This is a genomic window from Streptomyces sp. NPDC054961, assembly GCF_053609145.1.
This window is the reverse complement of the sequence record NZ_JBSGWY010000046.1, coordinates 19221-31027: the sequence shown is the minus strand read 5'-3', so window position 1 is coordinate 31027 and position 11807 is coordinate 19221. Positions and strand designations below refer to the sequence as shown.

Sequence of the window (11807 nt, the reverse complement as noted above, 5' to 3'; positions counted from 1 at the left end):
CTATCCGGCTCCGGGATCCGCGCCGTCCCTGCGCAGCAGGAAGAAGAGGCTGGGCCCGAAGTTGACCGCGGCCAGCGGGCTCTGGATCCGCTGCTCGACGGCCAGCAGGCGGTCCTCGCCCAGTCGCCGCTTCAGCCGGCCGCTGCGCATGTTGGACACGGACAGCTTCTCCTCGACCCGCAGGCCGGCCTCCGCGAACTGCCCCACGACGGTGTCCGGATGGTGGTTCACGAACGGGATGCCGCCTTCGGCCGCCTTCGCCGCGGAGCGGATGTCCACTGGCCGGCGCGGGATGCCGCGCAGCCGCTTGGCGTAGCGCAGCTTGTTCAGCATGTGAGCGGAGTTGGCCACCTCGATCAGGGCCCGGCCGCCGGGCTTCACCACGCGCGCTATCTCCCGCAGCGTGGGTCCGGGGTCGGGCAGGTGGTGCATGACGCGGATCATGGAGACGAGGTCGGCCGACCCGTCCTCCAGCGGGATGTCCCCGGGGCGCATGAGGTGCGCCGTGACGCCGGGATGGCCGGCGAAGAGCCGGTGCGCGATGCCGACGTGCTTGGAACTCGGGTCGAACATCATGACCCGGTCCGCGTACTCCCTGAGGACCGGGCTCAGCCGGCCGAATCCGCCGCCCACTTCGCAGATGAGTCCGTACCGGGCGCCGCCACGCCCGATCAGCCGCTTCACGGCGGCGATCTCCGCCGCGTGTTCGTAGTCGCGCCCCTCCCAGTAGCCGACGTAGTCCTCGGACTCGTCGTCGTACTGGTTTCCCCGTGCCGCGTCGCCGTCCATGCTGTCCGCCCCCCCCGGATCGACATCTGGGGGCATCATCCCGGCGGAGCCCGGTGGAGGGAACGGCTCCGGTCAGTGGTGCCTGCACGGACGCCCGGGTGCGGGGCTGGTCGGCCCGGCACCCGGGAATCCCGCACCCCGGCCTCCGGGAACCGCGGGCGGGGTGCGTGTGCGGATGCGTGCGCGTGCGTGCGTGTGCCGCCGGGGTCAGGCGGTGGGCGGCACCCCTCGCGGGCGTCCCGCGCCCCGGGTCAGGCGGTGGCCGCCGATCCCCGCGATGGCGGCGAGCACCCCGCCGGCCGCCGTCCAGAGCCAGCGGTCGGACCACCAGCCACCGGACCAGCCGTCGGCCGGCTCGATGCCGGACGCCGTGCCGGAACCGGGCACGAGCGGCGTGGCGAGGGCGTTGCCGGCCGCGTACGCGCCGCCGGCCTCCTTCGCCGCCGCCCGCAGCCGCGTCCGTACCGGCTGGCCGAGGTCCTCCGGTGCGAGGTCGGTGACCGTGAGCCGGACGTAATAGGCACCCGGCAGCGGGTCGTTGCCCCACTGGTCGCCGCCGGAGCGGACCGGGCGCAGGGTGCAGGACAGTTCGACGGTGGCGGCGTCCTTGGCCGCCGTACCGGTCTGCCGGCCGTACATGCAGGGCTGGCGGCGGCGCAGACCGTCGTAGACGTCGAGCTGCCAGGTGGAGGAGGCGTGCCGGCCGGCCGCGGCGGGCAGGGTGACCGAGGCCTCGACGGTGGCGCGCTGCCCGGTGTCCAGGGGGAGCACCCAGTACAGGTAGTCACCGGTGGAGGCGTCGGCGGTGGCCTCCTGGCCCAGCCGGACCGGTGTGGCGGTACGGAATGCCGTGCCGGCCTCGGTCGGCGCCGCCGGGCTGCCGCTCGGGCTGCCGCTCGGGTTCGGCGAGGGCGAGGCCGCGACACCGAGCAGCGCACCGCCCACCAGCAGCCCGGCGCCCGTCAGGCGCCACCCGCGCCCGCGTCCACGTCTCATTGCCACAACACCCATCAGTTGGTCCTCCAGACCGCGATGCGCCAGCGGGTGATCCAGCCCCACACCAGGCCGGCGAGGAAGCCGGTGAGCACGAGCACACCGAGCAGCCACCAGCCGCGCCCGAGACCGAAGGCGGCCACGTCGCTCGCCCCGTCCGGACCGTCCACCACGTCGACGGTCAGCTCGATCGGCATGCCGGGGGTCGTCTTGACCGAGGCGGGAGCCGAGAAGGAGTTGCTGACCTGGAGACACACGGTCTCCGCCGGCTGGTCCTCGTCCCCGTCGCGCGCCTTGGGGTAGCGCAGCCCGGAGGAGATCAGGTCGGTGCGACCGTCACCCGCCTCCTGGCCGCGTACGATCTCCCGCCCGCTCGCCGTCGTGGCGCGCAGCAGGACCCCGTAGTCGAGGTTGACGGCCCGGTCGGCCCCGATGCTCACCGAGGCGCGCAGTTCCTGGCCGGGCTTGACGGCCACCCGGTACCAGCGGTGCTCCCCGAAGCTCTCGCGGTCGGTGTAGAGGCCCGGCTTCAGCTCCGGGGCGCCCTGGCACTGCTTGGCGCCTTCGGTGGCCACCGGATTGACCACGGGCGTGGCCGCCCGGTCGACCAACTGCTTGACCCTACCGGACAGTTCGGCGGTGTGCTGCACCGAGGTGTACGTACCGCCCGTGGCCTCGGCGATGCAGATCAGCTGGTTGCGGGTCTTCGCGTCGGGCACCAGCCCGAGCGTGTCGATGACCAGGTGGATCCCCTTGGCCGCGATGTCCCGCGCCACTTCGCACGGGTCGAGCGGGGCGCAGGTGTCCTCGCCGTCGGTGATGAGCACGATCCGGCGGGTGGCGTCACCGCCCTTGAGGTCGTCGGCGGCCCCGAGCAGGGCCGGCCCGATGGGAGTCCACCCGGTGGGGGCGAGGGTCGCCACCGCGGTCTTGGCCTCGGTCCGGTTCAACGGCCCGACCGGATACAGCTGTCTGGTGTCCTTGCAGCCCTGGTTCTTGTCGTCGCCGGGGTAGTTGGCGCCGAGGGTCCGTATGCCGAGCAGGACATCGTCGGGCACGGCGTCCAGCACCTCGTTGAACGCCTGTTTCGCGGCGGACATCCGAGACTGCCCGTCGATGTCCTGGGCGCGCATCGAGCCGCTCACGTCCAGGACCAGCTCGACCTTGGGAGCTTCCTTCGCCACCGGCTCACCGGCGGCGGCGCTTGCCGGGAACAACCCGGCGGCCAGGGTGACAAGCACACCGCACGCGCCGGCGGCCACCCATCTTCTAGTGATCATCGCCGGATCGTATTGAGATTCCCCCCACCCGCCAAACCGCCCGCCTCACGGTCCCCCGGTCATAGCAGAGCGTGACGTCACGGGGTGTTCCTCCCCGTCGCGCTCTGGTGGAGGGTGGCTGCCAGGAGGTGGGAGTCGAGCAGGGAGACGTCGGCCGTCCTGTCGGCCCGCGCGTAGCCGGCCATCATCCTCTTGGTCAGGACGAGTGCCTCGGGCGAGCGCCGGACGAGGGGCCTGGTCCAGGACTCGATCACCTTGTCCAACTGGTCGAGCGGGGCGGTCCGGTGGAGGAGACCGATGCGCTGCGCCGTGTCGGCGTCGAAGACGTCGCAGGTGAGCATGAGCTCGCGGATCCTGGAGGTGCCGGCCTCGGAGACCAGGCGTCCCATCGCGCCTCCCCACGCCGGGGGCAGCCCCAGGCCGACCTCCGGCATGCGAAAGCGGCTGGTGTCGGCGCCGGCGCGCAGATCACAGAAGGAGGCGAGGGCCAGACCGGCGCCGATGACCCGCCCGTGCAACCGGGCGATGGTGACCGCGTGCGTGTTCTCCAGGGCCTGGCACAGGCGGTGCGCCTTGTCGGCGATGCGCCGCAGGCCGATGCCGGACGGATCGGCGGCCAGGGCCTCCTGGTACTCGTTGCGGTCGGCGCCGAGGCAGAAGTCCGTACCCAGTGACGAGAGCGTCAGGATCCGGACGTCGGGTCTCTCGTGGAGGTCGTCGAGCAGGGCGAGGAGGTCGTCGAGGACCGCGGCGTCCAACGTGTCCTCCTGCCCCCAGGGGTTGAGGCGGACGTGCAGGACGGGGCCGTCCTGCTCGGCGCGTATCGCCTTGGGAGCGGTCCGGGCGTACGCGGGGACGTACGTGGGGGCGTACGCGGGGACGGGGGTGGGGGTGGGGACGGGGGCCGGTTCGGTCATGCGAGTGCTACGTCCAGGTTCAGCAGGCGCCGGAACGCCACGCGGGGCGCCATCGACGGGGGGCGTACGAGGGTGAGGCGGGGAAGGCGCCGGATCAGTTGGCGGAGAAGGGTCTGGGCTTCGAGGCGGGCCAGCGGCGCGCCGAGGCAGTAGTGGATGCCCCCGCTGAACGCGAGGTGGTCGGCCGGGCGCGCGGGGTCGAACCGGTCCGGGTCGCCGTGTCTGGCCGGGTCCCGGTGCGCCGCTCCGATCATGAGGTGGACCATCTCGTCGCGGCGGATCTCGATGCCTCCCAGCAGGGAGTCCTGCGAGGCGACCCGGCTGATCACGTGGGTGGGCGGGTCGTAGCGGAGCGTCTCCTCCACGAACCCGGGGACCAGGTCGGGGTTGTCGGCGATCATGTCCCAGCGTTCCGGGCTCTCGACGAGCCGGAGCGTCATCGTCGAGAGGAGGGTCGCGGTGGTCTCCAGGGCGGCCAGCAGGACGAAGAGCACCAGGAAGTAGACGGCCTCGTCGGCCTTGTCCCGGTCGGGCTCGATCGCGTCCCACGTCCGGATCCACCGGGTGATGGGGTCGTCACCGGGGCGGGAGCGCCGCTCGCGCACCAGGTCCATGAAGTAGGTCCGCAGCTCCGCCGTGGCCGCGTCGGACAGGGCCAGCTGGCTGGCCGACGGCAGCAGCTCCTGCGTGAAGACCTGGTCGTGCGTCAAGTGCCGGAGCCTCGGCCAGTCGGCCTGCGGCAGTTCCAGCCAGTCACCTATGGTGGCTACCGGCAGCTCCTCGCAGACCAGCTCCGAGAAGTCCGCCTCGCCGGTGCGTATTCGCTCCGTGAAGGCGTCGAGCAGCCGATCCGCGGTCCGGCTCACGTTGCGGCCGATGTGCTCCACGGTGGACCGGTCGAACGTGCCCGCCGCCCGCCGCACCCTGGTGTGGTCCGGGGTGTTGAGCGCGGCGAGGGTGTTGCTCATCTCGCGGGAGGAGGGCGCGTTCCAGCGTGTCCCGGGCCCCTGGCGCTCCCGCCATTGTCTGTCGGGCTCCAGCCATTGTCGGCTGCGCAGGACCTGGTCGCAGGCGGCGAAGCCCGTCACGGCGAAGCCGCCCCAGGGGGCGGGCACGACGTCGCCCCGCGAGAGGAGTTCCGCGTATATCGGGAAGGGGTCGGCCTGCCCTCTGGCCGTCCGCAGACGGGAGAAGAGGGAGGCGGACGCCCGGCGGTCGTACGACGGAGTTGTGGCAACCCCCATGATGGCGGCTCCTTTCTGAGGACCAGCCGCCATGCATACCCACGTGATCGTTAGGGCATCCACTACCACTGAGTACTCAGGAGGTTACGAGAATCACACTTGCCTCACTCGCCCCTGGTCCACGCCAGGAAGCGGCTGAACAGACCGCCCTTGGGCTGCGACGCGCCACCGGCGCTCGTGTGCGAGGTTCCCGCGCCGGAGGGCGTGGAGGCGGCCATCTGCTGCTGGGGCATCTGGCCCGGGTGCGACCCGGCGGACCCGGCAGGCCCCGCCGATGCGGCGGATCCGGCGGACCCGGCCGACCCGGCCGCCTGGGGAACGGCCCGCGGGGTGAAGCGGATCGGGAGGGTGACCAGCGTGCGGCTCCACGGGCTCGGCGCCCAGGTGAGCGACTTGAACGGGACGCGCAGCTCGACGTCGAGAAGCTGGTTGAGCAGGGCCTCGACGGCCGTCACGGCGATCATGAAGGCCGGGTCCTTGGCGGGGCAGGCGTGCGGGCCCGCTCCGAACGCCAGGTGCGCCTTGGCGCTGAGCTGCTCGCGGTGTTCGGTCAGCTTCGGGTCGGTGTTGGCCGCCGCGAACGAGATGAGGACCGGGTCGTTGGCCCGGATCAGCCGGCCGCCGAGCTCGACGTCGTGCGTCGGGTAGTGGGCGGCGTAGTTGGCGATCGGCGCGTAGTTCCAGAGGGTCTGGGAGACCGCGTCCTCGACCGGGAGGCCGACCTGCCAGTCCTCTCCGAGGTACAGGGCGCTGCTGGTGCCGATGGCCGCGGCCAGCGGGGCGGTGCCGCCGGAGAGCAGGGTGACCAGCTGGTGCAGCACCTCCTCGTCGCTCAGCTGGGCCGGGTGCTCCATCAGGCGCGTCGTCAGGTCGGCCGTCGGGCGGCGCCGCTTGAGGGCGATCAGCTCGGTGAGCGCCCCGCCGAGCACCTCGTCGGCCCCGGGCGTTCCCTCGAAGATGCCGCTGATGCCGGCGATCACGCGGTCGCCGATCTCGGGCGGGCAGCCGAAGAGCTCGCTGAAGACCAGGAGCGGCAGCGGCTGGGCGTACTCGGCCATCAGCTCCGCCTGGCCGCGGATGTCGGTGCTGAACTGGCTGATCAGATAGTTGGCCGACTGCTGCGTCTGCCGGATGAGCTGGTGCTCGTTGACCGTGGCGAGACTGTCGGTGACGGCGCGGCGCAGACGGGCGTGCGCCGCACCGTCACTGAAGAGCGCGTTGGGGCGGTAGCCCATCATGGGCAGTGCCGGGCTGTCGGCCGGGACGCGCCCTTCGTTGAGGGCGTTCCAGCGGCGGGAGTCGCGCACGAAGGAAGCCGGGTTCTGCAGGACGTACAGGGCGGCGTCGTAGCTGGTGACGAGCTCGGCCTGGACGTCGGGGGCGATGTCCACGGGCGCGCTGTGGCCGAAGGGGCGCAGCTGTGCGTAGTGGCTGTCGGGGTCGGCTCCGAACGAGGGACCGTACATCTGGACGTTCCCGTGCGCGGGGCAGCCGGGGGGTATCGCCTGCGATTCACGAGGCTGTTGCATTCCTGCGCTCCTAGCCGAGTTGGGACATGAGGTGTTTCACGAGGGTGATGAGGGCCCGCGCCGAGGAGTTCTCGTCCCGTACGTCGCACTCCACGACCGGGGTCTCGGCGGTGAGGTTCAGGGCCTCGCGGACCTCTTCGAGCGGGTAGTCCGTGGTGCCCTCGAAGTGGTTCACGGCGATGGCGTACGTCAGGCCGAAACGTTCGACGAGGTCCAGGACGGGGAAGGACTCGTGCAGTCGCTCCGGGTCGACCAGGACCAGCGCGCCCAGAGCGCCCCGGGAGAGTTCCTCCCACATCTCCTTGAAGCGCTCCTGGCCGGGCGTTCCGAAGAGGTAGAGCACCAGGGTGTCGCTCAGGGTGAGCCGGCCGAAGTCCATGGCGACCGTGGTGGTCTTCTTGTCGGGCGTGCCCGACAGGTCATCGAAGCCCAGGCTGGCCTCGGTGATCTCCTCCTCGGTCCGCAGGGGCTCGATCTCGGAGAGGCTGCCGATACAGGTGGTCTTGCCGACCCCGAAATGCCCCACTACGAGGATCTTCACCGCGTGGGAGACATCTGGATCCAGGTACACGCGTTACGCTCCGAATCGATTCTTCAGGCCCTCGAGCACGGCGCTGACCAGTTCTCTGTCGACACGTTCGGCGCGCGGTATCGGGCTCCTCGCGAGGATGAGACTGTCCTCCTCCAACTGCGCCAGCAGGATGCGGACGATGCCCAGGGGCAGGTGCGTGTGCCCCGCTACCTCGGCCACCGACAGGAACCCGTTCGCGACCAGGTCCATGACCTGTCCCGCCTCCGGGGACAGCGTGCGCGCCGCGACCTGTCCGTGCTCCGCCGCCACGGCCGCCGTCACGAGCGTCGTGTGCTCGTACTCGTGGTCCGGGGGCAGCGCCCGTCCGTTCGTGATCACGAAGAGGGGGACTAACGGCGACGTCAGTTCCAGCTCTTCGTCCTGCTCGGGCCCGTCAGGCATGGCCTGTCCCCTTCCCCGGTGTCGCCGCCGCGGTCAGTCTGGGAACCACCTCGTGCAGACGCGTGGTGAACTCTTCGATGTCGCAGTCGTGTTCGGCGGCCGCGGCCAGCAAGGCGTCGGGACCGGCCGCCATCAGGAAGATCCAGCCGTGCTGGAACTCGATGACCGTCTGACGCCACAGCGCGTCCTCGTGGACCCCCGCGAACTGGGAGGTGACCCGGCTGTAGGCGTGGATGCCCGTCATGGCCGCGGAGATCGTGTCCGCGAGGTCGCGGCTCATCCCGTTGGTCGCCCCGCGGGGCAGGCCGTCCGATCCCAGCAGCACCGCGTGGCGGGCGCCCTTGACCTCGGACACCACCTGGTCGAGCTCGCCGAGGACGAATCCCGCGTCACCGTAGCCCTGCTGCCGCGGGGCGCCGCCCCGCGCGCCTCCGGCCTCCTCCGCGCTCACCCTCGGCGGCGAGGTGAGGTTCTTGCCCAGCCGGGCGACGAGGCGGTGCATGCGGAAGGAGATCTGCTGCATGTCCACGTCGGGCGCGGCCGCGGCGGCGAGGTAGGAGCCCTGCCCGGCCCCGATCAGGAAGCTCCAGCCGTGGGAGAACTCGATGATGGTCTGGTTCCACTGCCGGTCCTCCTCCGGCCCGGCGAAGTGGGCCGTCGCCCGGCTGAGCGACTGCATCCCGGCCATGGCGGCGGAAATGGTGCGTACATCCTTCTCGGCCAGGCCTTCCGTAGCGCCGCGGGGAAGGCCGTCAGCGGACAGCAGGACGGCGTGCCGTGCACGGGGCACGTTGTGCACGATGTCCTCGAGCATCCACGACAGGTCTGCGGTCATGCCTCTTCGGGCCCTTCGAACGAGATGGCGTCAAGGTCGCGGCCGGAGAGCGTGCCGCGCTGGAAGGCGCCCAGGCTGCGCCCGGAGGCGCGGCCCGTCTCCCCCGGTGTCCGCGGCGCCGGCGAGGCGGTGCCGGGATCCGGGACGCTCGCGATGGGCGCTTGGCGTTCGCCCCGCTTGGGCAGACCGTGCATCGTGCGCGAGGTCGCGCTCTGGGGCCGGCTCTCGGGCCGGCTCTCGGGGGCGCGCCGGATCTCGCTGACGGGAGCCTCCTGGGCGGACGGTATCTCCTCCATGGTCCACAGCTCCTCGGGCAAGAGGACGACGGCCCTGACGCCGCCGTACCGGGAGACTCCGGTGACGTCCACCCTGAAGCCGTGCTGACGCGCGATCAGGCCGACGACCGGGAAGCCGAACTTCGGCTGCGTCCCGAGCTGCGACAGTTGGGGGGCGACTTCTCCGGAGAGCAGTGCGGTCGCCCGCTGCCGGTCCTCGTCGTTCATGCTGACACCGGCGTCGTCGATGACGATGCACAGGTTGTTCTGGATGCGCTGGAACGTCACTTCGATCGGCGCGTCGTGCTGCGAGAAGCTGGCGGCGTTGTCGAGCAGCTCCGCCACGGCGAGGGCGACGGGCGCGACGGCGGACGCCTTCAGCGCGAGACCGGTCTGCTGCATGATGGCGACGCGGTGGAAGTTGCGGATCTGTCCCTGGGCGCTGCGCACCACGTCGTAGACGCTGGCGGGCCTGTTGCGGCGGCCGAGCGGCGCACCGCACATGACGGCGATGCCCTGAGCCTTGCGCGCCATCTGGGCGTTGGCGTGGTTGACGTCCAGCAGGTCGCTGAGCACGGTGTGCCCGCCGTACTTGCGCTGGATGCCGTCCAGCAGCGTCGTCTGCTCGGCCGCGAGGCTCTGCAGGAAGCTGGCGGCGGCCTTGAGGACGGCCTTGGTGTTCTCCTCCGCCGCTTCCTTGGCTTGGCGGAGCGTGGCGTCCTGCTCGTACCAGAACCGCTGCAGCTCGGCGCGCGACGCCTGCAGTTGGCTGTCCGTCGCGAGGAGCTGGTGCCTCAGTTCGGCCTCGGTCTGCTGCTTCTTCGCCCCCAGCGCTCTGGTGCGGGCGACGAGTGCCACGACCGCGACAACGGCTATCGCCGCCACCGCAACCAGGCACCACACAAGTGCGTCTCGATTCATGGAAACCTTCCCGGCGCATGGGATGCGGACGGCTGCAGATACACCTCACGAGGGCCCGCAACACAGCTGGTCGGCACGGTTCACCTGCTGTGACGCGGGGAGCGTGCCGCCGATAGCAAATCAGCATCTGCGTCAAACGGAACAAGATCACAGATGCCGGGATGTTATCACCGGATCTTCAGCTTCCCGGACGCCCGTCACGGCTCCGCATACGCCCAACCCAGCTGTCATGAGAGCGGGTTGACATGGCCTTTCGATCCTGCATCCGCCGTCCGTCGCCCCGCTCGTCACCGATCCGTTAATCAGGTCTTCACGAGAGGAGTGACAATCTCTCACATCGATCTGAGGCGTCGTCAACCGGAGCGGACCTCTGAAGGATCTAACGGCTGGGAAGTGCCGTCGAGTTCATGGGCGACGGTGCGCGTAAGGGTTTGCCCCTGTTCGTGGACATCTTCCGGGGATCGGCCGGGGGATCGACCGGGCGGATCCGAGAGGGATTCGAGGGGGATCCGAGGGGGAGACGTCCTGCCTGGGCGGCGGCGCGGCGGCTCGGCCCGGTCCGGCTTCGTGGGGGGCTCGGTGCGCCCGGCGGCCCCGGCCCCGGCCCGGCCGGGGCCGGGCCGAGGGGGTGCGGCACCCGGGGAGGTGCCGGTCTCGTCAGAGCCCCGCGGTGCGGGGCTGCTCCAGCGCGGTGGCGACCACGTCCAGGAGGCGCTCCCACCAGGCGATCGACCGTTTGTGAAAGGCCTCTTCGAGTCCGCTCAGAATGTCCGGCAGCGCGACGCCCACGTCCGCCAGGGCGTCCAGATCCTCGTCGCACGGCGCCGGCGCCCCGCTCGTCCCGTCCTGCTGGACGCGGCCGTGGTCGGCGATCGCCCAGAGCAGCTGCTCCGAAACGGCGCTGACCGTGTCCGGGGCGAACAGGCCGTCCGCGTAGTGGGTGTCCCGGTAGCCCGAGTCGCTCGCCGCCAGCGCGGCCCACACGAGCTGCTGACGCCTGGCCCCTTGCTGGGCGCACGGCTGCCAGGACTCGCCCGCGTACGTCTCCCGGTGCCGCGCGAGGACGGCGTGGGCGAGGGCCAGGGCCGTCCGGCCCCGCAGGGCCAGGGCCCGGTCCGTGCCTATGGCGGCGAGCAGCGGGTCCACCGCGCCGTCGACGGGGCTGACGTGGAAGGACGCCACGGAGTGGATGCGGGACAGCGGGTGGCCCGCCTGCGAGGCCAGCGTCAGACCGGCGAGGTGCGCGTCGGTGACCTGCTGGTAGCGCTCGGCCGAGAAGATCGAGGTCGCGTGCACGCCGATGCCCTCGGCCAGGCAGGCGGTCATCGCCCACAGGCCGGTGTCGGTGGCCGGAATCTTCACCAGCAGATTGGGCCGGTCGACCTTCCGCCACAGGCCGCGGGCCGAGTCCAGGATCTCCTCGCGGCCGTGCGCGAGCCGCGGGTCCATGTCGACCGACACGAGCCCGGTGGTGCGGTGGCGCAACAGATGGGTCGGCAGCAGTACGTCGCAGGCGCTCTGGATGTCACGCACCACCAGCTCCGACACGGCCCGGCCCACGTCGGACTCGTGACCGGCCAGGTCGCGCAGTTGTTCCGTGTAGAAGGAGCCCTTGGCCACCGCGTGGTGGAGCAACTCCAGGTCCGTCGTGGCCCCGGACACCCGCCAGTCGCGCACCAGGGCGGCGAGGGCGTCGCTGCCCAGCAGGAAGCGGCTGATTCCGTCGAGCCAGAAGGAAACACCGCCCTCGTTCAGCTGCGCCAGCCGTACCGCCGTCATCGCGTTCCCCCACGGTGGGTGGGGAGGCGGAGGGAGGAGGTCCGCACGACGGGCGGTTCAGTGGGTTGTAGCGGCGCGGTCACCGTTCGCTCAGTGCTCCTTTGGACGGGAAGTGAGGGGTTCGGAGTGCCCCCTACGACTTCATCCCGACCTTCGCCCAAGGTGTGGAAGACCAGAAGGGTGCGGTCAGGACTTCGTCAAGTATGCGGTGATTTCGCGTCACTTGGCCGCTGTTGCTGGCAGGAGACCTGCGGTGCGCCCGGCGGCCGGGG

At 71.1% G+C, this 11807-nt stretch carries 11 protein-coding genes; all 11 read right to left on the bottom strand.

The annotated features are described in order from the left end of the window. Positions 1-789 (bottom strand): class I SAM-dependent methyltransferase, encoded by a 789-nt coding sequence (locus ACWF9Z_RS30660; protein WP_453607461.1) that lies wholly within the window; start codon positions 787-789, stop codon positions 1-3. Between the two features lie 207 nt (positions 790-996). Beyond that, on the bottom strand, positions 997-1785 hold the full coding sequence (locus ACWF9Z_RS30655) for a hypothetical protein (protein WP_453607459.1): 789 nt from the start codon (positions 1783-1785) through the stop codon (positions 997-999). A 14-nt stretch (positions 1786-1799) separates the two neighbouring features. Further along, positions 1800-3062, bottom strand: coding sequence for a VWA domain-containing protein (locus tag ACWF9Z_RS30650; protein WP_453607456.1), 1263 nt, complete (start codon positions 3060-3062; stop codon positions 1800-1802). Positions 3063-3139: 77 nt separating this feature from the next. Then, the gene (locus ACWF9Z_RS30645) at positions 3140-3979 is read right to left on the bottom strand and encodes an enoyl-CoA hydratase/isomerase family protein (RefSeq protein WP_453607454.1); all 840 of its coding nucleotides are present in this window, start codon (positions 3977-3979) and stop codon (positions 3140-3142) included. Beyond that, positions 3976-5223 (bottom strand): cytochrome P450, encoded by a 1248-nt coding sequence (locus ACWF9Z_RS30640; RefSeq protein WP_453607451.1) that lies wholly within the window; start codon positions 5221-5223, stop codon positions 3976-3978. The genes ACWF9Z_RS30645 and ACWF9Z_RS30640 overlap by 4 nt, the downstream gene beginning before the upstream one ends. Positions 5224-5327: 104 nt before the next feature. Continuing rightward, complete coding sequence (locus ACWF9Z_RS30635) at positions 5328-6752, bottom strand: cytochrome P450 (RefSeq protein ID WP_453607448.1); 1425 nt, start codon at positions 6750-6752, stop codon at positions 5328-5330. A gap of 10 nt (positions 6753-6762) precedes the next feature. Then, positions 6763-7323 carry a GTP-binding protein gene (locus ACWF9Z_RS30630; protein WP_453607445.1) on the bottom strand — a complete coding sequence of 187 codons (561 nt, stop codon included), beginning with the start codon at positions 7321-7323 and terminating at the stop codon, positions 6763-6765. Between the two features lie 3 nt (positions 7324-7326). Then, on the bottom strand, positions 7327-7725 hold the full coding sequence (locus tag ACWF9Z_RS30625) for a DUF742 domain-containing protein (RefSeq protein ID WP_453607443.1): 399 nt from the start codon (positions 7723-7725) through the stop codon (positions 7327-7329). After that, positions 7718-8560 (bottom strand): roadblock/LC7 domain-containing protein, encoded by an 843-nt coding sequence (locus ACWF9Z_RS30620; RefSeq protein ID WP_453607440.1) that lies wholly within the window; start codon positions 8558-8560, stop codon positions 7718-7720. The genes ACWF9Z_RS30625 and ACWF9Z_RS30620 overlap by 8 nt, the downstream gene beginning before the upstream one ends. Continuing rightward, positions 8557-9756, bottom strand: a complete 1200-nt coding sequence (locus tag ACWF9Z_RS30615; protein ID WP_453607437.1) for an ATP-binding protein — start codon at positions 9754-9756, stop codon at positions 8557-8559. The genes ACWF9Z_RS30620 and ACWF9Z_RS30615 overlap by 4 nt, the downstream gene beginning before the upstream one ends. Before the next feature lie 657 nt (positions 9757-10413). Continuing rightward, positions 10414-11535, bottom strand: coding sequence for a transaldolase (gene tal / locus ACWF9Z_RS30610; protein WP_453607435.1), 1122 nt, complete (start codon positions 11533-11535; stop codon positions 10414-10416). Positions 11536-11807: the final 272 nt, after the last annotated feature.